Below are 23067 nucleotides of genomic sequence, written 5' to 3'. Positions count from 1 at the left end.
ACTCCCCCCGCCTCACTTCTTCTTCACCTGCCAGCGATCATCAAAGAAGTCCGCCGCCACCACCTTGCCCGCTGCTTCCGCGCTCGGCGGCTGGGTGATGTCCAGGATGGCCCAGTCGGGCAGCTTCGGGTTTTGCAGCGAGTTGGTCTTGTCGTGCGCCTCGCGGAAGGTCAGGCCCGAGTTGATCACCGCCTCAAAGCCCGGAGACTTCAGGCACGGATAAGTCATCAGCGGCACATGCGTCTTCGCATCGTACGACTGCCCCGCCATCGCCACCTTCTGCGCATCCCACTTCACCGGCAGATCACCCGCCAGCTTCTTGATGCATGAGTTGGACTCCGGCGTGCCCCACAGGATGAGGCTCTGCGTTTTCCCGGCTTCGTAGATGTCCGCGATCTCAGACGCCTTCACCACACGCGTGTCTCCGCGCATCAGGCTCTTCCAGCGCTGAATGAAATGCGCCGACTCCGCCTCCACCCAGGCGTCCACCGCAGCAGAGGAAGACTTGCCATCCGGCAGCACCACTAGGAAACGCTTCAGGAAGCTCGCATCCATCGGCCCCGGATGCGCGCCCGGCTTGCCACCAGCGGGGCTGTCGTGCTGAAACGGCTCCGCATTGCCAAAGTCACGCCACACGCCGTTCTCTTTGATCAGTCGGCAGAAAGCCCCCGCCACTTTCGGTCCGGGCGTCATGAAAGTCTCAAACTTCGGCGCCACCGGCCCCGCCTTGAGCTGCAGCGTCGTGCCATCAATGACCACCTTGATCTTGCCGCCGCCCTTGCGCACCTGCGGCGGCGGATAGAAAACAATGCGCGTCACATTCTGCGACTTCATCTCGATCGTCTGCCCGTCGACCACCTTCGCATCCAGCCGCGCCTCCTTCCAGCTCTCCTCCATGCCGTGCAGGTTCAGCCACTTCACACGGCCATAAAACGGCGTCTTGGTCTGGATGTGCACTTCATTCGGGAAGAGATCGCGCCCCTTCGCCACAGCCTTCTCGATCCACGCCTGCACTTCCTTGATCGTCTCGGGATGATACTTGTGCGGCATGCCCGGGCCGATGAGATGCGGCGGGTGGATGTCCTCCTTCGCCAGCACCTCCATCATGTACTCGGCGGAGTCACGCTGCGCATCCACCTCGCCGCTGTAGCTGATCAGCGGCACATTGAAAAAATTCCTCGCATAGTCAGGCACGTCATACACGCCCCACATCGCCTGCTCATACCACACAGGGTACTTCTCCGGTGTCAGCTTCTGGTAGCGCTTCACATCTGCAAAGCCCGCGCCGGTATGCACGCAGGCCCACTGGTCGGGATAATGCGCGCCCATGTGCCACGCCCCCGCGCCGCCCATGCTAAAGCCCGCCAGCGCCACGCGGTTTGTATCCACATTGAAGCGGGAGATCGCATCATCCCGGCACTCAAACACATCCGTCTCCCCCGCGCTCTTCCAGCCGTTGCAGTAGCGTCCGAAGGGATGAATCACGATCGTCCCCGCCGGCTGAAACTGCCCCGGCTTCTTCGCCATCAGCCTGGAATACACAAACGGCAGATCCGTGGCGGTGTCTCCACGGCCATGCAGCCAGATCCACATCGGCACCGGCTTTTTGCCCGCACCCAGCTCCAGCCCCTCAGGAATCTCCACGCCATACGGCTGCGGTGAGTCGTCGATCTTCGAGTAGTACCCCAGCACCTTCTGCCCGCTGCCCTTCATCCACGGCGTTTCATTTTTGCCAAGTGCTGCGATGCGCTTCTTCGCTTCTTCGAGCAAAGCGGTGGCCTTCTTCACCCCGTCCTCCGGCTTCTTGTCATACCACTCGTGAAACTCCAGCGCATAGCGCACCGCCTTCAGAAAGATGTCCGCATCCGCCGCACGGGGGTGATTCTTCACCGCCTCAAAAGCCTTAGTCACCTCCGCCAGCTCCTTGGCCAGGCCCGCCTCCTGCTCGGCGGAAAGCGCCGCCGTGGGCTTCGGCGGCAGGCTGCCTTTAAACGAGGCCGTGGCGCCATTCGGGCTGAGCTGCGCCTGCGCAGCCACCACCCACAGAGACAGGGAAAAAAAGACGGAGTATTTCATGAAGCAGCTACAAACGCCGCCACACGCAGCTTTTAACGCTGAGTTGAGCTTATCTCGTTCTGTCTTCTCAGTGCCCGCTCGTGCTCTGTCCGCCTGTCGAGTCAAAATACAGCTCCCCGGTGCTGCGCACTCCAATATATTGATACGTGGCCGCCACATCATCGACACCGACCGCCGACTGAAACGTCATGCGGGCCATCGGTCCCCCCGCTGGCTTCCGCCCCACAATCACGGCCGCCACCTGCGTGGCTACATCTCCTGCTGGCCAGCTCACTCCCGCCGCCACTCCGGTGCTGTAGGCCAGCATGATGTTCTGAGCGTTGCGTTTGTCTTTCACCTTGTCCGCTTCCACCGTCAGAAACCCCATGTTGGGCACCACGATCGTACCCAGAATCCCTAGAATCAGAATCACAACGAGCAGCTCAGCCAGGGTAACTCCTGAGTCTGAACGGACCTGTTGACTGATTTTCATGGGCTTGCGAAAAGAAACTGGTTGGCCGATCAACGCATCCCTGACGTTTCCAGCTTCAAAGGTTCTCCCACGCTCACAGCCCGCCACTGAAGGTATATTCAAATACCTTCAAGCCATCCCGACAATCTGGCTCTGCTTCACTTCGCCTCGGTCACGCCGTTTTGCGCCACGTGGCATACACGCCGCACGGCACTTCAGGCACGCCTTCCGCCCCTTTGAGCAGGATCTCTCCGCCGCCCACACTGCCGCCGAAAATGCTGAACTCCTGCCGCATCAGATGCTTCAGCGTGGTGGGAGACACCGCTCCCTGCCTGCAGCACAAAAGGACTCCCACCGGCTTGTCAGACAGCAGGCCGCTCACTGTCGCCAGCAGCGCGCCCAGATCCCGCTCCAGCTCAAAGCCGCGCTTGGCGTCCTTCGGTGTGTGCGGGTCCACGATGATCAAATCATAGCGCCCCGCCTGCGTGCGTTCGCGCTGCGCAAATTTCACCGGATCATCCACCACCCAGCGGATGTCACGATTCGCCAGCGTGTTGATGGCTGCATGCTCGCGCGCATGCTTGATGGCATCCGCAGAGGCCTCCACATGCGCCACCGCCGCACCCGCCTGTGCCGCAGCCAGCGTGAATCCGCCTGCACTGCCGCCAAAGAGGTTCAGCACACGCGCCGGTCGCCTCTGCTGCTCAGTAAAAGCCGCGCACATCTGCCCGGTCTGCGCCCACAGCTCCTGCAGCTCCGGTGCCAGCACACGCACGCCACCCTGCGCTGAGAGCAGAAAGCGTAGCGTGCCGATCCGCAGTTTCATCGGCTCCTTCAGCTCTTTCTTCAGCTCCACCGACTTGCGCCACTCCGCAGCGGGCAGCTTGCGCCGCCACCACGCCGCATGACAGCCGCGCGATGCCACCAGCGCGCCGAGCTTTTCCAGCACGCGTCCGCCGCCGCTGTCGAGCAGACCATATGTTTCCTGGTTCAGTGGGTCTTCCATCCAGAGGTGGGGCTAGGAAGCCAAAGGCTTGCGGGCAAGATACAGCGCACGCTTCATCCGCCGCTGCAAAGGCGGGCAGAGCTTGAGCGCCAGCTTTTCCAGCAATCTCGGCACACCGCCCCCAAAGTATAAATTCTCCGCGCCGGTAATCCGTTTCAACTCAAAGCCGGCCTGCTGAATGAATCCCGTGATTTCCGCCACACGGTACCACTGATCATCCACCGGCTGGTAACGGCGGCGGTTGTTCAGGTACCACTCATAGCGGAACCAGTCACGATTCGGCACGGTGATGAGCATCCAGCCGCCAGATTTCAGAACCTGACGGATCTGGCCCAGTGCCAGCACAGGGTCGGAAAGGTGCTCCAGCACCTCCGTCATGACGACGACGTCAAAGGAGTCCGCAGGATAGGACAGCTTGTCAGCGTCTCCAGTCTCCACCTGCGCTCCGGGGACGTGTTCGCGTGCCAGGCTTACCAGCTTGGGAGAGATGTCCATGCCGAAAAGACGGGCCTCAGGACGAAGCTTGCGAATTTCAGCCAGCTGCCAGCCTTGGCCGCAGCCGATGTCCAGCACGGCACCCTGTGCAGGCAGCAGCGGCGCTGCCAGACTCGCGCACAAACGGTAAAACTTGGGAGACATCGCGAGTTTTTCCGCGATCTCATCATAGCCCTCGGCGATTTCACTTTTGCTTAGCGGTGTTGACATGAGAAAAGAAAATAGGATCAGCCTTCGGAAACGGCTTTTTGATAGATGCAGTCAAGCTGGCGCAGGAAATCCACAAACGTAGGCTGGGCCGCCTGAATGCGCTGCTGGTGCTGCACCACAGACAGGCGGAACGAGGGGTCAGTCAAGATGGAATGTACACGGTCTGTGTAGCCGGCGTCATCGCCCAGATCAAACATCCCGGGATCATCCTCGCCGAGCACGGCTGTGTTTCCTTCGATGCGGCTGGAAACAATGGGAACACCACAGGCCAGCGCCTGCAGGATCACCAGCGGCTGGCCTTCCCACGTGGAGGGAAGCAGCATCACATCCAGCGCCTGCAGCCACGGTACGACCGGCCGCTTGTTGCCCGCCAGCGTCAGACGCCCGGCGATTCCGAGAGAGTCGATCTGCGCCTGCAGTTCACCGCGCAGCGGCCCTTCACCAAAGATCAGCCCCCGCGCCTCCGGCAGCCGCTGCAGCAAGCCATGCATCATGCGCACGGTGGCGGCGTGGTTCTTTTGCGAGTTCAGGGAGGCGATGCCGCCCACCAGCGGAGCATCCACGGGAAGCCCCAGGCTGGCACGCAGTGCGGCACGATCCTGCGGTGGTGTATAGACGCTGCCATCCACAAAGTTCGGCAGCACGGCGGTTTTGTCAGCGGAGACGCCGAGCGCCTGCATCACATCGCCGCGCGTCTGTTCGGACAGAGTCACCTGTCTGGCCGCCAGCCAGGAGAGCGCCCGCATCGTCCACCACCGGCGGCGGCGTTCACGGTTGAACGTCTTCTGATGGTGCATGATCGAGGGAATGCCCGCCAGCCAGGCTGCCAGCACGCCATAGACGTGGGCATTGTAAACCTGTGTGTGCACCATTTCAAAACGCTCCCGCTTGAGCCAGCGGGAAAGCTTCCACACGGCCGCCGGGCTGAAGCGCTTGCCCTTTCCTTTCAGCAGAGGCAGCAGCGTCACCGGCAGGCCGTCTTGCACGGCTGCCGCACCCGCCACTCCCAGGTCACGAATGCACACGGCCTCTGCCCGCCCTTCTGGCGTGGGATGCCTGATGATGGAAAGCACCAGATCCTCAGCACCGCCCACCGGCATGGTCACGAAAACGTGCGCCACCTTCATCGCCGACAGCCCTTTCCCGGCACCTGCGGCACAGCTCGCGCAGCAGGGCTGGCGTCAGCCTTGTTGAGATTGTGCAAAATGATCATGAGATGACCCAAACACTAGGAGTCATTCGTCTTCAACCAAAAAGCCAGTCCACGCCGCCCCGCCCGCATTCTCACATCCTCGTTCAAACTCCTCCGCACACACGCTTACAGCCTACCACACACCTTGCCCGCTGCCCAGGGCATTTGATTTGCACACCCCCATCACTCACGTTAGAGATGGCCCGCATTCATGAAATCCGTCTCCCGCAGCATCCTTGATGCATACAATCTGGCCCTTAGACTGGCAGGAGGCAGGTTGAAGACGGCGGAGGGAGAGACGGCGGCCGGACTGCAGGAGCACCGCGTCATGATCCCGGCTGGCAGTCGCAGTGATACCAACCCCCTGGAAATCCGCGTCAACGGACCTGAAAACGCCACGTTTGATTTTGACTGGCCCGCCGCCGAACTATACCGGCTGCGTGATGTCTGGCTCACCGGAGACCAGGGGCAGGTCTTCCTCAAGGATGGCAGCCTCTTCACCCCTTGGGTGCAGCCCTACGACCTGCAGAAGCTGAAGATTTCACGCCCTTTGAAACTCGGAGCCACCCGGATCAAAGGCCCCGTCTTTCACCTGACAGGCCGCAATCACGACAACCGCGGCCACTTCATGCTTCAGCATCTGCCACGTCTCATGGCGGCACGGGATTACCTGCGCTCCCTGCCGGACTACCGCCTGCTCGTGGCTCCCGGCCATTCGCGCTGGCAGGCACGCTACATCACCTGGGCCGGGCTGGATCCATCCAAAATCATCGAAGGCACCCGCGGCACCATGCAGGTGGATGACCTCATCTTTGTGCCCAATCTGTATGGAAAGCCGGGTCTCTGCCCGCCTCAGTTCTACGCCGAGCTTTCAGACTGCGCCGCCAGCTACCCGGTCAAAGACGGCCCCGGCCGCCCGCTCTTCGTCACCCGGCGTGATGCACCTGACAAACAACTGCTCAATGAAGAGCGCATCGTGGAAATCCTTCGCAGCAAAATTGGCCCCGTCGATGTGATACGCCTGGGCGAACATTCGCTGCCCGACCAGATCGGCATGTTCCGCGCTGCACCTCTCGTCATGGGGCCGATCGGCCAGGGCCTCTGCAATGTGCTCTTCTGCCAGAACACCTTGCTGGCCATGCTCGTCCCGGGCACCACCACCCAGCAGGTTTACTCCTCGGCTCATGGCACCCAGCTGGCACGCATGTGCGGCAATCAGGCCATCTCCTTTATTTCGGGCGAAAACGTCGCCTCACGCGGCAACTGGCATTTCCCGGAAGAACGCTTCATCACACTGCTGGACCGCCTTCTGGAACAACCCGAGGCGGCAAGGCTCAAACGCGACACACCGTGAGCAGTTCCTGGCAGCCCCAACGCATACTCGCGATCAAGAACAAGCATCTGGGCGATGTCATCTGTGGCGTGCCCGCCTTCCGCGCCCTGCACCAGGCCTTTCCCACCGCAGAGCTGGACGTCATCGTCTCCCCCGGCAGCCGCGACCTCATCGCTGGTTTTGACTGGATTCATTCAGTCATCGAATCCCCCCGCAAACTGAAGGGCCTGGCCCGTGTGCGCGATGAGCTTCGCGTCGCCCGCGCCGTGGCCTCCGGCGGCTACGACCTCGTGGTGGACTTTACTTGGAGCGACCGCGCCATGTGGTACGCCGCCCTCAGCCGCGCCAGCCGCCGCTGGGCCATCCAGGTCACCGCAGGCTCCAAGCTCAAGCCCCATATCTTCACCGACTACGGCGGCAAGCCCGACCGCAACCACCACGTGATGGAGCACGAGCGCGAGTTCCTCACACGCATGGGCATCCCGCATTACGAGATCCATCCCGACTTCCCGCCCACGCCAGCTGAAGATCAAGAAGCACGCGACTGGCTGGCGGCAAACCAGGTTTCACTGGAAAAACTCGTCGTCGTCCATCCCACCTCGCGCTGGCTTTTCAAATGCTGGCACGACGAGCGCGTGGCCGAGGTCATCGACTGGCTCACCACCCAGGGCTGGCAGCCCGTGGTCACCTGCGGCCCTTCCAACGACGAACTTAAACGCGCGCGCAATATCGTCAGCCTCGTGCGCCAGCCCTGCCTCTCCCGCCTCGGAGACATGCGCCTGCGCCACCTCGCCGCTTTCATGCGTCAGGCCCGCTTCTTCTTTGGCATGGACTCCGCCCCCTCCCACATGGCCTCCGCCGTGGGCGTGCCCGCCTTCATCCTCTTCGGCCCCTCCCAGGTCAGGCGCTGGCGGCCCTTTGGCGACCAGCACACCGTCCTCCACCGCGACTGCGCCTGCATCGCCGTGCGTGGTGCCGAGCTCGCCTGCGACAAGACCCAGATCGTCAAATGCATGAGCGCCATCTCCGTGGCCGAGGTCACCTCAGCCATTCAGTCGCGATTTCGTCTTGCCGCATGAAAGACGCTGGCTTTGTATCCGCCACAGTGAATCAACCTGGTATAGAAGCCCAAATTCGAGGCATTCGTGAAAACATCATCCGCGCGGCCAGCACCGCCGGGGAGGGGCATATCGCGAGCGCTTTTTCCATTCTCGACATCCTTTATGTGCTTTATCACGGCATCCTCCGCCACGACCCGGCCCGGCCGCAGGACCCGCAGCGCGACCGCTTTGTGCTGAGCAAAGGACACGCCTCCCTCGGCATCTACGGCATCCTGGCAGAGCGCGGATTCTTCCCCAAAGAGGAGCTGAACACCTTCGCCTCCTCCAGCGGCAGACTCGGCGGCCACCCCGACTCACGTAAAGTCCCCGGCGTGGAGGCCTCCACCGGCTCCCTCGGCCACGGCATGCCGATGGCCGCAGGCATGGCCCTCGGTTTGAAAATCCGCGCCTCCGATTCTCGCGTCGTTTGCATCGTGGGCGATGGCGAATGCAATGAAGGGGCCGTCTGGGAGGCCGCCCTCCTTGCAGCTCACCACCAGCTCGGCAATTTCACCTGCATCGTGGATTACAACCACTCTGGCGACCGCGCACTCATGCTTGGCGACCTGAGCGCCAAGTTCCGCTCCTTTGGCTGGGAAACCACCGAGATCGACGGCCATGACCATGAGCAGATCCGCGCCGCTCTCGAACCTCGTGGCGGCAGCGTGCCGCGCGCCATCATCGCCAACACCATCAAAGGACATGGCTGCAAAGAAATGGAAAACAATCCAGCCTGGCATCACAAGGCCCCCAAGGCGGAAGAACTGGAGGCATTGCTGGCCCAACTGACATGAGAAAGCAGTTTGTCACCACCACGGAACGTCTCCTGGACGAAGACGAGCGCGTCGTCGTCCTCCTCGGAGACATCGGCGTCTTCGCCTTCCGCAACGCATTCAAAAAACACCCGCAGCGGGTCCTCAACATCGGCATTCTCGAGCAGGCCACCGTCAGCGTCGCCGCGGGTCTCGCCAAAGAAGGCTTCATCCCGCTCTTTCACAGCATCGCGCCTTTCGTCGTCGAACGCGCCTTCGAGCAGATCAAGGTGGACTTTGGCTACCAGCAGCTCGGCGGCAATTTCGTCTCCGTCGGCGGTTCCTACGACTATGCGGCCCTCGGCTGCTCGCACCACTGCCCCGGGGATGTGTCCCTCATGCAAGCCGTGCCCGGTGTGGAGATCATCGTGCCGGGACATCCGTCCGAGCTGGACGCCCTCATGTCCCAGACCTACGCCAGCGGTCACCCCACCTATTACCGCCTCTCCGAGCGCTCCAATCGCAGCGCTCTTCCTGTGACCTTTGGCAAAGCCGAAGTCATTCGCAGCGGCAAAGGCCCCACAGTCGTCACGGTCGGCCCCTTCCTCGATCGTGTGCTCGAAGCCCTCGACGGCACCGACGCCACCATCCTCTACTACACCACAGTGACCCCGTTCGATGCCTCCACCCTCCAGCAGCACGCCGGAGATGGACGCATCCTTTGCGTGGAGCCGTTTTACGAAGGCACTTTGACCGCCAGCATCACACAGGCCCTGCGTGGCAAACGCATCGCACTCAGCAGCATGGGCGTGCCTCGCCAGTTCCTCACCTCCTACGGCCACGCCGATTACCACGACCGCGCCTGCGGCCTGCTTCCCGCGGACATCCGCGCCCGCTACGACGAGCTCCTCCATGTCTAGTTCCTATTTCCACGAAGATGCCGGCATCGCCCTTGAGGGCGTCCCCCGCGAACCCCTGCAGGACTGCCGCGTGCTCCTCACCGGTGCCTCGGGCGTCGTGGGCATTCACATGGCCGCCGCTTTTCGCCGCCTCATCGACGAAGGCTCCAAACTGCGCCTTCAGGTGACCTTTCAAAGCCCGGTGACCGGTGTGATCGCCGAGATGCTCGATCATCCGCAGATCTCGATCCGCCGCGGAGACCTCACCGACCCCACGTTTCGCCGCAGCCTGGACGAGGCGGAGGTCATCCTGCATGCCGCCGGCTACGGCCAGCCAGGGCGCTTCTTGGAAAACCCCGGCAAAACCATCCGCCTCAACACCGAAGCCACGCTCGATCTGCTGGACAAGGTCCCTTCCGGCGGGCGTTTCTTGTTCGTCAGCACGAGCGAGCTCTACGTCGGCCTCCCCGCTGGCGAGCCCAATAGCGAAGACCGCATCGGCACCACCAACACCACCCATCCCCGCGCCTGCTATATCGAGGGCAAGCGCTGCGGAGAGGCCGCCTGCAATGCAGCGCGCGCCAGCGGCATTCATGCCGTTTCCGGACGCCTCGCCCTTGCCTATGGCCCCGGCGCTCATTCCCATGACCGCCGCGTGCTTTACACCTTCATCGAAAAAGCCCTCCGGCAGGGACAGATCACCATGATGGATCATGGCGATGCCCGCCGCATCTACTGCTACGCGCCAGATGCCGTGCGCATCATGCTGCGCGCCGTGCTGGAAGGCAGGGAGCCCATCTACAACGTGGGCGGCAGGGGCGTGCTGCTCATCCGCGAAGTGGCGGAAAAAATCGGTGCCCAGCTCGGTGTCCCGGTCCGCCTGCCGGAAACAGCCCGGCCGCTCGAAGGAGCACCTGCTGAAGTAGGCTTGGATATGGGCCTGTACGAGCGGGAGTTCGGCCCCCTTAAATACGTTGACTTTGACGAGGGACTTCGTAGAACCATCGCATGGCACCGCCGGGAACAACCAGCGGCTGCGTGATTGATCTATGGCTCGTTATCTCGTCACCGGCAGCGCCGGCATGTTGGGCTCCTCGCTTCGCCGTCTCCTGGGCGAGGAAGGTGCGGTGTATCTGACTCGTGAAGATGCTGATTTGACCAACTTTGAGGCCACCGCCGCCCTCTTCCGCACCCACAAGCCCGAGTACGTCATCCACTGCGCGGCCGTGGTGGGCGGCATCGGCAGCAACAGCGTGCACTCCGGCGAATACTTCCGGCACAACATCCTGATCAACCTCAACGTCCTGGAAGCCGCCCGTAAAACCGGCGTGAAGCGCCTCATTTCTTTCATGTCCACCTGCGTGTTTCCAGACAAGACGGAATACCCGCTCAAGGAGACAAACCTTCACAACGGCGCACCTCATCCCTCCAACTTTGGCTACGCCTATGCCAAGCGCATGCTCGAGGTTCAGAGCTCCGCCTACCGCAAGGAATGGAACTGCGACTTCATCGTCGCCATCCCCACCAACATGTACGGCCCCTGCGACGACTTCGCGCTGGAAGGCGGCCACGTCATCCCCTCCCTCATTCACCGCTGCTTCCTGCGCCAGCAGGAAGGCGCTGACCTCCCGGCCTGGGGCAGCGGCGCCCCCCTCCGTGAGTTCGTTTATGTCGACGACATCGCCCGGCTCGCCCTCTGGGCGCTGGAGCACTACCGCGAAGAAGATCCCATCATCTTCTCCTCCGGCATCGAGCGCAGCATCAAGGAGCTCGTCGAAATCGTCGCGGATAAGATGAAGTTCACCGGCAAGATCATCTGGGACCCCACCAAGCCCGATGGCCAGTTCCGCAAGCCCTCCGACACCACCAAGCTCCGCCGCTACCTCCCCGACTTCCAGTTCACCCCCCTCGACGAAGGCATCGAAAAAAGCGTCGAGTGGTTCAAGGCCAACTATCCCAACATCCGCCAATGACCGTCCAAACCATCCAGCCCGCCGACCTCGAAGCCATCCTGGGCGAGCCGGTCAGCGAGCGCCTCAAACAGCGCCTCGCCGAATTCGATCTGCGCTTCACCGAAATCACCCCCCAGGAACGCGACCAATACATTCTCGAAGCCGTCCGCGCGCTGGTGAATCCCGAAATCAAAGTCGCTGGCGAGCACCGCATCGGCGACTGGGAGCGCGGCTGGGGCGAAAACTTCGACATCTTCTGCAAAACCGGCAATCCTGATGCCGCTGTGCCTCTCTACTTTGGCAAGCACCCCATCGTACGCTGGCGTCGCCGCTGGGTGCGTCCAGTCTCCGAATCCTTCGACTACCGCATCATCTGCCTCCTCGTCGAGTACGCCATGGAGCGCTACATGAAGGACGCCGCCGGCATCTATGAATTCGGCTGCGGCCCTGGCTACCACCTGCTGCGCGCCCGCAAGATCAATCCCACCGCCCGTCTCGTCGGCCTCGACTGGACCACCGCCTCGCAGAAAATCCTCAATGGCATGGCCGCCAGCGGCATCGACCCAAACCTCGAAGGCCGCAACTTCGACTTCTACCACCCCGACGAAACGCTGGAGTTCCTGCCAAACAGCGTCGCCTACAGCGTCGCCGCCCTGGAGCAGGTCGGCCCCCGCCATGAGGAGTTCATCCAGTTCATGCTGCGCAAAAAGCCGGAGCTCGTCGTCCACTTTGAGCCCATCGACGAAGTCCTCGAAAAAGACGACCTCCACGACCAGCTCTCCGTCTTGTACTCCAACAAGCGCAACTACCTCCGCGGTTACCTGCCGCGCCTCGAAGAACTCGAACGCGAAGGCAGGCTCACCATCCACCGCAAGCAGCGCGTCCACAGCGGCAGCTTCTTCATCGAAGGCCACTCGCTCATCGTCTGGTCCCCCAACCGCTGAGAAAGCGCTGAACAAAACTCACTGCACAGAATTGCACGTCACAAAACTCAGACTCTGAATGTATTCTCTGCGGTCTTCCAATCTCTCGCGGTGTTAAATCAGTGTTTCCCTAAAGCCATTCCATGAGCGATTCATTCAACGTCGTCAATTTCGCCTCCGCCGATGAGCGTGAACGCCGCAAGGCGATGACCAGCCTCATCGAAAACTGCCCCATCCCGCCGGAGGAGCGCATGGACAACATGGGCCTCTTCCTCAGCTCCAAGACCTGGGCGCGCCTGAAGTTCATGGACTTCATCTACCAGAAGATCGTCGAGCTCCCAGGCGTCGTGATGGAGTTCGGCACCCGCTGGGGTCAGAACGTCGCCACCTTTGCCGCCCTGCGCGGCATCTACGAGCCCTTCCATCGTCATCGCAAAATCATCGCCTTCGACACCTTCGCCGGTTTCCCCCACACCGCAAACCAGGACGGCGACGGCGGCATCATGCGCCAAGGCGGCTACTCCGTCACCGACGGCTACAAGGAATACCTCACCAAGATCCTGGAATTCCATGAGGCGGAAAATCCCCTCAGCCACATCCGCAAATTCGAACTCGTTCAGGGAGACGTCTGCGAAACCCTCCCCGTTTATCTCGAGCAGCATCAGGAGACCATCGTCGCGCTGGCCTACTTCGATCTCGATCTCTACGCCCCCACCAAAAAGTGCCTCGAACTGCTCAAGCCCCGCCTCACCAAAGGCAGCGTGCTCGGCTTCGACGAACTCAACGAGCACGCCACCCCCGGCGAGACACTCGCCGTCATGGAAGCTCTCGGCCTCGGAAACATCTCCCTGCGCCGCCTGCCCTACACCTCGCGCACCTGCTACTGCGTCATTGAGTAACCCTTCCGCGCCACCATGACAGATACTCCGCAGGACAGCGCCTTCACGCTCGTCGTGCCCTCGTGCGATTTCTACTCTGACACCTGGCCCTACTTCTTCCACTTCCTCTTCAAGTACTGGCCCGACATTCCCGCGCCGATCTACCTGCTGTCCAATCACCTCAGCTACGACGATCCACGCGTCCACACCATCAAGGTGGGAGACGATCATCAGTGGGGGGACAACCTCCGCGCCGCCCTGCCGCAGGTCCCGGGAGATGTGCTCTTGATGCTGCTGGACGACTTCTTCCTCAACCAGCCCGTCATCACCCGAGACGTGCTGGAAGCCGTGCAGCGCTTCCGCCAGCTCGGCGCCCGCTACCTCGGCCTTGATCAGTTTAGAAAGCACGGCACCCCCGTCCCCGGCACCACCTGGCACGCCATCCTGCCAGACCCGCCCTGCGTCGGCCTCAACGCCACCATGTGGAGCGCCTCTCAGTTGCAGGCCGTCGCCAATGCCCCCGGCATGAACATCTGGCAGGCGGAAAGCAGGGCCAAGCAGCTCGCCCGCGAAGACCACAGCGGTCACTATTACATCGGCCCGCAAGGCACGCCGCTCTTGACCTACCAGGAGTCCATCAAGGGCCTTTTCTGGAAACCCTCCACCCTGGACTTCTTCAAGCGTGAAAACGTGCCGCTGAGCGCCTCGCCACGCCCCTGCCCTCCGCAGGGTCAGGACTTTGTCTCCAAATTCATCCGCAGCTGGAAAAAGCGCAGCTTCAGAAACTGGCTCAAGAAGCGCTCGGAAAAAATGACCCGCGACGGCATCACCGTGGTAAAACCATTGGATTAATCCATGTCCACCGTCCTCTCCGCCCTCTATCTCGGTCCCGCCTCTGGCACCGCCGCCGTCACCACCACCCTCGGCGCAGGCTGGCAGGTCCTCGCCCCGGAGACCACCCCCGCCGCCGTGCTGCCCCTGCTCCCTCAGGTGCACGCCATTCTCGATGCCTCCATGAAGGTGCCCCTGCGTCAGGCAGAGCTGGACACCGCCGTGCATCTGAAGCTCATCGCCACCGCCACCACCGGCGCCGATCACATCGACTCCAAGGCCCTCGCCGCACGCAGCATCCCCCTGCTCACCCTCAAAGGCCAGAAGCAGGTGCTCAATGAACTCACTCCCGCAGCCGAGCTGAGCTGGATGCTCCTCATGGCCTGCGCCCGCCACCTCCGTGCCGCCAATCGCCATGTCGAGGCCGGCCTCTGGGACCGTGAAAAATTCCCCGGCATGCTGCTCAAGGGCCGCATCCTCGGCCTCATCGGCTGCGGCCGCATCGGCCAGTGGATGTCCCGCTACGCCACCGCCTTCGGCATGCGCGTCATCGGCTACGATCCCTACCTCCCCGAGACCGAATGGCCCGCCACCATCGAGCGCACCGACCTCGATACCCTCCTGCAAAACGCCCACGCTGTCTCCATCCACGTGCACCTCAGCGATGAAACCCGCGGCCTCGTCGGCCCACGCGAGTTCACCCTCATCCGCCCCGGCACCATCCTCATCAACACCTCCCGCGGTGCCATCTGCGATGAAGACGCCCTCCTCCAGGCCCTCGAAAGCGGCCACCTCGGCGGCTACGGCACCGACGTCCTTGAGGGCGAGCCCGCCATCCAGACCAGCCGCATCTGGCAGTACGCCCAAAAGCACGACAACTGCCTCATCACCCCCCACATCGGCGGCTTCAGCCCCGACGCCGTCGACATCGTCCTCAAATTCGCCGCCACCCGCATCCGCGACTTCTTCGCCACGCAGGGCTGAGCCCCAGGTGTCATTAGCCAAGCCTTCTCAAGGCCCCCTCTGAATTCCGGATTCCAAAAAATTCGCGGCTATTCGCGCCCATTCGCGTTGTAAAACCTGCATTGGACAATGCCTCCAACGCAAAGCTCAACAACAGCGAGCCCGTGCTAGGTAAATTATGCCCACCAGCATGAATGGCCCTTTGGCTTTTTCTTTGGCATAGCGAGCGACTTTTTTCTTGGCGATGCGAGCCCTTGGTTATGGAGCAGAATGCCGCAATGATGGACTGAGCGGAAGCCTGGCGAGCAATTCATAACATCAAATCATGATTTGATAATATATTTATATTAGGCAATTTAGCGTTTACATATTAAATACCTTTGTTACACGTCCAGTCTATGCCAGAAGAACCAACTATCCTTTGGACCGGCGAATCGGGCGCCAAATTCAAATATTGGATCCATCCAATAGAAACAAACTTTACCAAATCTGCTGGAAACTACATTTTTGCCAAGGAATCTTCCCCAGGCAAATGGAGACCGATATATATCGGACAAACAAATGATCTGAGCCGTCGCTTGGGAGAACATGCAAATGACAACACTTGCATTGATCGGAATGGGGCCACTCATATACACGCTCACACCCAAGCGGATGAGGAAGCTAGGCTCGCAGAGGAGAAGGATTTGATTCGCAAGTGGAATCCGCCCTGCAACACACAGCATGCAGATTAGTCATAGAAGCGACACAATCATCAGCCGCTTGTAACAACAATCACGTGTATATATAGATTAGTATCCACGCTTATTTCCGACCACTAATATATTTATCCAGCTCTTCAGCAATAGTTAAACCTTTCATTTCTCAGCCTTGATGAACTCATTACTCGCACAATCCCTCGCTCAGTCTGGCGCAAATCTCTCTCTACCAGCCTCTACAAACAGTGTTCTTTTGCAATCAGTAGCTCAGAGCATTAAAATTTCGGGGGCACATCTGACCATCACCTCAGCTCAGAATGTAAACTCTGCCACTGCACAATCTATCGCTCTGTTGCTTGGCAAGCAGGTCACATTTGTCAGTGAATTATAAATTTTCTGATCTGCCGAGGCCCACCTTTACCTCCTAGACGAAGAGCTGGCCGACCTCCGCCTTGACCGAGCAGAAAATCGAGAAAAAATGCCAAGTATGAATGGCACTCGGTTAAGGACATGGATAGTGAGTTTATATGCGCTATGACATATAGTCTGTAGCGAGGCGGCGGCAAGCAGCTGCTGGAGAGCACCGAGTATAAAGTGCGCTGGGCTTGCTGTCCGGCTGCTGGCACAGATACCCAGGCCAGCCTTGCTGAAGCTTCCTCCTTTTATCTACGAGCTACGGAGGACAACCTTGCTCGCACTTGGGCTTCGATAGGCCACACTTTGGTGCAGCTAAAAAGGCGGCTGCCATGCGGTCAAAAGCCGCTTTAATCGAGTGCCATTCATGCGAAGCGTTAAGTTGATTGACTCCGAACTCAACTCTAAGACACCAAATGCATCTCTGCTGAAGCCAAATCTCCCGTCCAATCGAAGCGAAACTCTTTCGTTATGGTGGCCGTTTTTGAAGCGGTGAATGAAATGGTGAAAGCATAATTTCCAACACCGTCTTGAAAGAGATCATCAAAATGAGGATTTGTGGGCCAATGGTGTTCTTTGGTGCCAGGCCTAAAACGCCATGCACGGTTACTTCCAACCTCGACCCCGACGACATCGAGATAGTACGGCACATCGTGCGAGATTTTTTTGCATTGGGAGTCCGGCAACTCTGATGGTTGAAACGCGAGCGTAATGTGATCTCCAGACCACAACTTTACTCCATTTTTTTCTATCTTCAGGAGAACTGCCCGACATTCGTTTATTTCGAAAATCCCGCTATTTCTCACCTCAACTCGAAAGATTCGTCCGTTCCCCGCATGACCAAAGCCGGCTTTGCAGCCATCGATTGAGGGTGAACAAGAAATATACAGGTGTGGCTCGAGCGCCGAATTCAAACTGATATTTTGAGCTTCCAATTCGTCGATGCGCTTTAGGCAGGACAGGAATACCTGATAGGGCGATGAAACTGCACGATAAATAACTTCCGCTGTAGTGAAGAATACATACGGCAGCCAGCTGTCCGTGCCCTGAAAAAATGAGATCATCCCAGCTGGAAGCCAGCTAGGCTTAAAATACCCCAAAGTGCCGAGCACTGCACTGAAGAATGCTATGAAGCCATCCGCTTTTGAAAACCTTAAGGTCTTGATACAAGTAACTAAAAATCTACCGAGGCCCGCTACTTGAGCTGATTTGGGGAGGGGTTCCGTAGAGTTCACTTTCATGCCAAGGTGGTAACCTGTTTAAAAGCGAGGAAAACGGAAATTTTGCGTTTTTGCAGCGCCTCTCGGTTCGGCACCAAGATGAACCTCACACAGCAGCATCTCCTGCCTAACGCAACAAGTCCATCACACGCCCCCACGAGCCCCTTTACAGCCCTCCCGCCCCCCATTAAGAATCGTCTTCCCCAACCTCCTCACCCTCAGCCGACTCCGACACCCGCCCCCGCATGGCCTATGAATCCTTTGCTCAGCAGTTCGCCGCGCTTGGCGGTCGTCGTGTCTTTGGCGTGCCCGGTGGCGGTCCCAGTCTGGAGCTGATCACCCAGATCGAAAACGCTGGCGGTTCCTTCATCGCCACAGGCCACGAGGCCGTGGCCGCCCTGATGGCCGGAGCCTACGCCCGCCAGAGCGGCACACCCGCCGCCTGTGTCACCATCAAAGGCCCGGGCTTCATGAACCTCGCCCCCGGCCTGCTCTGCAACAGCTACGAGGGCTACCCCTGCCTCTCCATTTCCGAAGCCTACCCGCCCAATGAATCCAGCGGTCGCAGGCACAAATGGCTCGCCCATCCCGACGTCGCCGCCTCCTTCCTGCGCAGCATGAATGGCTTCAGCGAGGCCGAGGGCTCGGTGCAGTCCCTCTGGGCCGAGGCCACCCAGGAATGCCCCGGCCCCGTGCATACCGATCTCGTCCCGCGCTCCGAGATCGTGCAGGAAATGCCGCAGTGCATGACCGCCACCCAGCCCGACTGGCGCTGGCAGCTCGTCTCCGCCTCCCGCCCTGCCCTGCTCGTCGGCACCTGGGCCACCCGCAGCGCCTGGCGTACACGCCTCGCCGCGCTGAATATCCCCGTCTTCACCACCGCTGCCGCCAAGGGCGCGCTCTCCGAGCACCTGCCGCACAGCGCCGGCATCTGCACCGGCGATGGCAAACCCAGCACCCCGGAAAAAACCGTCCTGCCCAAGGCCGACCTGCTCATCTGCCTCGGCGTGCGCAGCGGCGAGATGCTCTCTCCCGCACCGCCTCACGGCAGCACCCTGTGGTTCGACGCCCCAGGCATGCATGAGGGCCGCGTCTTCCCGGACAACGTCTTCGGCACCCGCGCCGCCCGGCTGAGCGACACCGATGCCGCCGAACTCTTCGACGTGCTCCAGTCCAAAAGCTGGGGCCAGGAGGAAGTCGCCGCCGCCCATGCCCAGCTCGCACAGTCCATGGACTCTTGGGCGGACTCCCCGCGCACCGCCATGCGTGTCGTCTCCGACCGCCTGCCCGATGCCGCCCACATTGTCGATACCGGCAACTTCACCGTCTGGGCCGAGCACTTCCTCCGCGTCAAAAACCACCTCGACCTCACCGGCACCCCCAATGGCCGCTACCTCGGCGCAGGCCTCGGCTACGCGCTCGGCACCGCGCTCGCCCGCGCCCCCGGCCCCTCCGTGCTGTGGATCGGCGATGGAGGCATCCGCGCCAACCTCGCCGAGCTCTCCCTCGCCGTCGATTTGAAGCTTCCCCTCCTCGTCCTCGTCATGCGGGACGGCTACTTCGGCAGCATCCGTGGCCGTGCGCGCAAGCTCGGCTGGTCCCAGCAGCCCCTCACCCTTCCAGACCACCGCCTCCTGCGAGTCGCTGAGGCCATGGGCCTGGCCACTTGGGATGCCCCGGATGCAGCGGGGCTTGACGCAGCCCTCAAGCAGTGGCAGCACGCTGGCAGCCCACCCGCCCTGATCGAGTATCACCTCGCGCCGGACGTGTATGTGGATATGACTGAACAGCTTCGATGAGCGCCCCCACCCTTCACCTTCTCGTCATTGGTCTCGGCTCCGCCGGGAAACGCCATGCCCGCAATCTGCGCGCCCTCGGCTGCACCGTCAGCGGCTTTGACCCCCGCGCCGACCGCCAGCAGGAGGCCGCCGCAGAGGGCCCCCTCGCCGCCACCTACGGCAATCTGGACGAGGCTCTCAAGACCACCGCCTTCGATGGCTTCGTCATCGCCTCACCACCCTCCTTTCACGTCGATCAAATCATCGCCGCAGGCGCAGGCGGCCGCTGGATTCTCTGCGAAAAGCCGCTCAGCATCGATGCCGCAAGCTGCCGCAAACTGGAGGCCAGCGGTGCCAAAGTGCTCCTCGGCTACACCTACCGCTGGTGGCCCCCGGTGGCGGAGTTCCGCCGCAGACTGCAGAGCGGCGAGATCGGCGCGGTGCGCCACATCCGCTTTGTCATGAGCGCCCACCTCGCCGACTGGCACCCCTGGGAGCGCTATCAGGACTTCTTCATGGCCAGCAAGGAGCAGGGCGGCGGCGCTCTGCTGGACGAAAGCCACTTCCTCGACCTCCTGCTCTGGTTCGCCGGCAAGCCGCAGTCCGTCATGGCCTCCGTCGATAAAATCTCCGACCTCGACATCAGTGCCGACGACAATGTGGACGTCATCGCCTCCTTCGGCGGCGGCCTGAAGGCCAATCTCCACCTCGACCTCATCGGCCGCCCCCATCAGCGCCACATCATCGCCGTGGGCGAGACCGGCACCCTCATGTGGTCCTACGAGGAGAATGCCGTGAAGCTCTCCCGCACCGGTGAGCTCAAATGGGAAGACCAGACCTTCACCTGCGAGCGCAATGAGATGTTCATGGGCGCGGCGCAGGAGCTGCTGGAGCTCATCCGCGGCACCCGCACCGCCCCCTCCTGCTCTCTCGCAGACGGCATCGCCGCGCTGGAGGTGGTTGACGCCTGCCGTCAGAGCGCCGCTCAGGGCCAGTCCATCCGCATCCCCTCATGAAACACGGCCGCCGCATCCTCGCCGTGGTGCCCGCCCGCTCTGGCAGCAAAGGCATCCCGGACAAAAACATGCAGCAGATTGCCGGCAGGTCGCTCATCGCCCTCGTCGGCGAGGTGCTGAATTCGCCCGCCTGCGACTGGATCGACCGCCGCATCATTTCCACCGACTCCGAACGCTACGCCGAGGAGGGCAAGAAGCACGGCCTCGATGCCCCCTTCCTTCGCCCGCCAGAGCTCAGCTCCGACACCGCCGGTGCCGTGGAGACACTCCAGCATGCCGTCACCGAAATGGAGCGCATCGATGGCGTCACCTACGACGTCATCCTCATCGTCGAGCCCACCTGCCCCTTCCGTCAGCCGGAGGATGTGAATGGCGTCATGGATCTCCTCGCCGCCACCAACGCCGGCTCTGCCGTCACCGTCAGCCGCGTGGACACCAAGTTCCATCCGCACAAGGTCCTGCGCGTCAGCAGCGACGACGTCATCAGCTTCTACGCCGAAGCCGGTGCCGGTGTGAAACAGCGCCAGTCCCTGGAGCCGCTCTTCTACCGCAATGGCGCCTGCTACGCCCTCACCCGCGCCTGCCTCATGGATGAGCAGCGCATCTTCACCACCACCACCCGCGCCCACCTCGTGGAGCGCCTGCTCCTGAATATCGACGAGCCGGAGGAGATCGTTCTGGCCCGTTATTATGCCGAGACACGCCACCTGCCCGTCGGCTATAAGAAACCATCTGCATGAAAAAGAAAATCGCCGTCGTCCTGGTCAACCGCGCAAACTACGCGCGCATGAAGCCCGTCATGCACGCGCTCCAGCAGGAGCCTGATGTGGACATGCAGACCATCTGCGCCGGATCCATGCTGCTGGACCGCTACGGCTGCGCCCGCAATGTCGTGGAGGCAGACGGCTTCCCCGTGGAGAGTGAAGTCTATCTCCAGCTCGAAGGCTCCGTGCCCATCACGATGGTGAAGTCCATCGGCCTCGCCGTCATCGAGTTCGCCTCCGAGTTCAGCCGCATGAAGCCCGACTTCGTGCTCATGATCGGCGACCGCTACGAGGCCATGGCTGCAGCCATCGCCGCTGCGTATCAAAACATCTGCCTCATCCACCTCCAGGGCGGCGAAATCTCCGGCTCCATCGACGAGTCCACCCGCCACGCCATCACCAAACTGGCGCACTACCACTTCCCCGCCACCAAGCGCGCGGCGGAGTACATCGTCGCCATGGGCGAAGACCCCGCCACCGTCTTCCCCCTCGGCTGCCCCACCAGCGATGTCGTCCTCGCCGCCTCCAATGACCTGCCGCAGGACGTCCTCGGCCGCCTCGGCGTCGGCACCTCCATTGATTTCTCCAAGCCCTACCTCCTCGTCCTCTTCCATCCCGTGACCACCGACATCGGTCATCAGGAGGAGCAGATGGAGGCCGTGCTGGAAACCGTGCGCCGCCTCAATCTCCAGACCGTGCTCCTCTGGCCCAACATCGACGCCGGCTCCGACCTCGTCTCCCAGGCCATCCGCCGCTTCCGCGAGAACCACCACGAGTTCCCCCTGCACGCCTACAAGAACCTGCCGCCGGACATCTACATCCCGCTGCTCAATCACGCTGCCTGCTGCATCGGCAACTCCTCCTCCTTCGTCCGCGAGACCTCCTTCCTAGGCACGCCCGTCGTCCTCGTCGGCTCCCGCCAGGATGGCCGCGAGTGGTCCCAGTCCGTCATCCGTGTGGAACCCCTGCAGCCCGAGATCGAGTCCGCCACCCGCAGCCAGCTTGCCCACGGCCGCTACCCCACCTCCCATCTCTATGGAGAGCCCGGCGTGGCCGCACGCATCGCCGAGCAGGTCTCCAAGCTCACGCCCTACGCCCAGAAACAGCTCCACTACGTCAAACGCCCGTCCGCATGAGCCTCACCACCCCCTGCCCCATCTGTAGCGCCACGGAATGGCGCAGCTGCTACCACGGTTCCATCCGCATGGGTTCCTTCGGCAAAAAATCCCCCGACGATCTCGACGTCTGGGAGTGCGGCGGCTGCGGCGCACGCCACCTCCCGCCCGTCATGGCCGACATCGAGGCCTACTACAAGTCCGGCGAATACCGCGACGACCTCAGCCAGGGCAATGCCGTGGACGCCTACTTCAAGGTCAACGACAACGACCAGCCCCACCGCCTCGACCTCATCGGCATGCACACCCTGCGTGGCAAAACCGTGGCCGACATCGGCTGCGGCGCCGGCCCCTTCCTCGATCTGGTGAAAGGCTTCGCCTCCAAGACCATCGCCGTCGAGCCCAACCAGTGCTACCACGACTCCCTCCGCCAGCGCGGCCACGAAGTCTATACCTGGGCCCAGGACGTCCCCACCGCCGGCACCATCGACGCCGCCGTCAGCTATAGCGTCCTCGAGCACGTCGAAGACCCGATCAAGTTCCTCCAGGACATCCACCGCCTCCTCAAGCCCGGCGGCATCCTGGCCCTCAGCACCCCCAACGCCGACGACTGGATGGTGGCCAACAGCCCCGACTACGCCGCCTTCTTCTACCGCAAAGTCCACCTCTGGTACTTCACCGCCACCGCCCTCAAAAAACTGGCCTCCATTGCCGGATTCGACACAGAAAACCTGACTTTTGACCACCGTTTTGACCTCTCAAACGCCATGGTCTGGATGCGCGACAAACGCCCCACCGGCAACGGCAAAATCCCCTTCGACCCCGCCCTCAACGCCGTCTGGCGCGAAACCCTCATCCGCCAGGGCGCCAGCGACTACCTCTACGTCATCCTCAAGAAGCCGGAATAGTACGATGGGCACTCCTGCCAGTAGTGTTCGGCACTGGGAGTGCTTTCGAGCGGGAAGCAAAGAACCATGGCGCGGCATTTTGGCGACGCAGAG

21 protein-coding genes are annotated in these 23067 nt (G+C 61.5%); 15 read left to right on the top strand and 6 right to left on the bottom strand.

Annotated elements, in window-relative coordinates; all coding sequences use genetic code 11:
* Positions 1 to 12: 12 nt before the first annotated feature.
* The 5 genes from HNQ65_RS23545 to HNQ65_RS23525 form a co-directional block, all read right to left on the bottom strand.
* Positions 13 to 2076, bottom strand: a complete 2064-nt coding sequence (locus tag HNQ65_RS23545) for a prolyl oligopeptidase family serine peptidase (protein WP_184343705.1) — start codon at positions 2074 to 2076, stop codon at positions 13 to 15.
* Positions 2077 to 2143: 67 nt separating this feature from the next.
* Entirely contained in the window at positions 2144 to 2548 is a 405-nt protein-coding gene (locus tag HNQ65_RS23540; RefSeq protein ID WP_184343703.1) for a type II secretion system protein, read from the bottom strand.
* A gap of 151 nt (positions 2549 to 2699) precedes the next feature.
* Positions 2700 to 3533, bottom strand: coding sequence for a class I SAM-dependent methyltransferase (locus HNQ65_RS23535; protein WP_184343701.1), 834 nt, complete (start codon positions 3531 to 3533; stop codon positions 2700 to 2702).
* A gap of 12 nt (positions 3534 to 3545) precedes the next feature.
* The gene (locus HNQ65_RS23530) at positions 3546 to 4238 is read right to left on the bottom strand and encodes a class I SAM-dependent methyltransferase (protein ID WP_184343699.1); all 693 of its coding nucleotides are present in this window, start codon (positions 4236 to 4238) and stop codon (positions 3546 to 3548) included.
* Positions 4239 to 4255: 17 nt separating this feature from the next.
* Positions 4256 to 5359, bottom strand: a complete 1104-nt coding sequence (locus HNQ65_RS23525; RefSeq protein ID WP_184343697.1) for a glycosyltransferase — start codon at positions 5357 to 5359, stop codon at positions 4256 to 4258.
* A gap of 282 nt (positions 5360 to 5641) precedes the next feature.
* Between HNQ65_RS23525 and HNQ65_RS23520 the strand changes: the two genes are divergently transcribed.
* The 10 genes from HNQ65_RS23520 (at position 5642) to HNQ65_RS23475 (ending at position 15082) form a co-directional block, all read left to right on the top strand.
* Positions 5642 to 6784, top strand: coding sequence for a glycosyltransferase family 61 protein (locus HNQ65_RS23520; protein WP_184343695.1), 1143 nt, complete (start codon positions 5642 to 5644; stop codon positions 6782 to 6784).
* On the top strand, positions 6781 to 7842 hold the full coding sequence (rfaQ, locus tag HNQ65_RS23515; RefSeq protein WP_184343693.1) for a putative lipopolysaccharide heptosyltransferase III: 1062 nt from the start codon (positions 6781 to 6783) through the stop codon (positions 7840 to 7842). Before HNQ65_RS23520 ends, rfaQ begins: the two co-directional genes overlap by 4 nt.
* Positions 7839 to 8657 carry a transketolase gene (locus HNQ65_RS23510; protein WP_184343691.1) on the top strand — a complete coding sequence of 273 codons (819 nt, stop codon included), beginning with the start codon at positions 7839 to 7841 and terminating at the stop codon, positions 8655 to 8657. Before rfaQ ends, HNQ65_RS23510 begins: the two co-directional genes overlap by 4 nt.
* The gene (locus tag HNQ65_RS23505; protein WP_184343689.1) at positions 8654 to 9535 is read left to right on the top strand and encodes a transketolase family protein; all 882 of its coding nucleotides are present in this window, start codon (positions 8654 to 8656) and stop codon (positions 9533 to 9535) included. Before HNQ65_RS23510 ends, HNQ65_RS23505 begins: the two co-directional genes overlap by 4 nt.
* Positions 9528 to 10556 carry an NAD-dependent epimerase/dehydratase family protein gene (locus HNQ65_RS23500; protein WP_184343687.1) on the top strand — a complete coding sequence of 343 codons (1029 nt, stop codon included), beginning with the start codon at positions 9528 to 9530 and terminating at the stop codon, positions 10554 to 10556. Before HNQ65_RS23505 ends, HNQ65_RS23500 begins: the two co-directional genes overlap by 8 nt.
* 7 nt (positions 10557 to 10563) lie before the next feature.
* On the top strand, positions 10564 to 11487 hold the full coding sequence (locus tag HNQ65_RS23495; protein ID WP_184343685.1) for a GDP-L-fucose synthase family protein: 924 nt from the start codon (positions 10564 to 10566) through the stop codon (positions 11485 to 11487).
* Positions 11484 to 12410, top strand: coding sequence for a class I SAM-dependent methyltransferase (locus tag HNQ65_RS23490; protein ID WP_184343683.1), 927 nt, complete (start codon positions 11484 to 11486; stop codon positions 12408 to 12410). Before HNQ65_RS23495 ends, HNQ65_RS23490 begins: the two co-directional genes overlap by 4 nt.
* 122 nt (positions 12411 to 12532) lie before the next feature.
* Entirely contained in the window at positions 12533 to 13288 is a 756-nt protein-coding gene (locus HNQ65_RS23485) for a class I SAM-dependent methyltransferase (protein ID WP_184343681.1), read from the top strand.
* 15 nt (positions 13289 to 13303) lie between these two features.
* Positions 13304 to 14119 (top strand): hypothetical protein, encoded by an 816-nt coding sequence (locus HNQ65_RS23480; protein ID WP_184343679.1) that lies wholly within the window; start codon positions 13304 to 13306, stop codon positions 14117 to 14119.
* A gap of 3 nt (positions 14120 to 14122) precedes the next feature.
* Complete coding sequence (locus HNQ65_RS23475) at positions 14123 to 15082, top strand: NAD(P)-dependent oxidoreductase (RefSeq protein WP_184343677.1); 960 nt, start codon at positions 14123 to 14125, stop codon at positions 15080 to 15082.
* A 1495-nt stretch (positions 15083 to 16577) separates the two neighbouring features.
* On the opposite strand, the gene HNQ65_RS23465 is transcribed toward HNQ65_RS23475, so the two are convergent.
* A complete protein-coding gene (locus tag HNQ65_RS23465; protein ID WP_184343673.1) occupies positions 16578 to 17414 on the bottom strand; it encodes a hypothetical protein in 837 nt (278 codons plus the stop codon).
* 224 nt (positions 17415 to 17638) lie between these two features.
* On the opposite strand from HNQ65_RS23465, the gene HNQ65_RS23460 reads away from it, so the two are divergent.
* The 5 genes from HNQ65_RS23460 to HNQ65_RS23440 are packed head-to-tail and all read left to right on the top strand — an operon-like array spanning position 17639 to position 22974.
* Positions 17639 to 19192 carry a thiamine pyrophosphate-binding protein gene (locus HNQ65_RS23460; protein WP_184343671.1) on the top strand — a complete coding sequence of 518 codons (1554 nt, stop codon included), beginning with the start codon at positions 17639 to 17641 and terminating at the stop codon, positions 19190 to 19192.
* A complete protein-coding gene (locus HNQ65_RS23455) occupies positions 19189 to 20187 on the top strand; it encodes a Gfo/Idh/MocA family protein (protein WP_184343669.1) in 999 nt (332 codons plus the stop codon). Before HNQ65_RS23460 ends, HNQ65_RS23455 begins: the two co-directional genes overlap by 4 nt.
* Complete coding sequence (locus HNQ65_RS23450; RefSeq protein WP_184343667.1) at positions 20184 to 20927, top strand: acylneuraminate cytidylyltransferase family protein; 744 nt, start codon at positions 20184 to 20186, stop codon at positions 20925 to 20927. Before HNQ65_RS23455 ends, HNQ65_RS23450 begins: the two co-directional genes overlap by 4 nt.
* Positions 20924 to 22087 (top strand): UDP-N-acetylglucosamine 2-epimerase, encoded by a 1164-nt coding sequence (gene neuC / locus HNQ65_RS23445; RefSeq protein ID WP_184343665.1) that lies wholly within the window; start codon positions 20924 to 20926, stop codon positions 22085 to 22087. Before HNQ65_RS23450 ends, neuC begins: the two co-directional genes overlap by 4 nt.
* Positions 22084 to 22974: a class I SAM-dependent methyltransferase gene (locus HNQ65_RS23440; protein WP_184343664.1), complete on the top strand. Its 891-nt coding sequence runs from the start codon at positions 22084 to 22086 to the stop codon at positions 22972 to 22974. The genes neuC and HNQ65_RS23440 overlap by 4 nt, the downstream gene beginning before the upstream one ends.
* Positions 22975 to 23067 lie beyond the last annotated feature (93 nt).

This window comes from Prosthecobacter vanneervenii (assembly GCF_014203095.1).
Taxonomy (GTDB): Bacteria; Verrucomicrobiota; Verrucomicrobiia; order Verrucomicrobiales; family Verrucomicrobiaceae; genus Prosthecobacter; species Prosthecobacter vanneervenii.
This window is presented reverse-complemented; position numbering and strand designations above follow the sequence as displayed.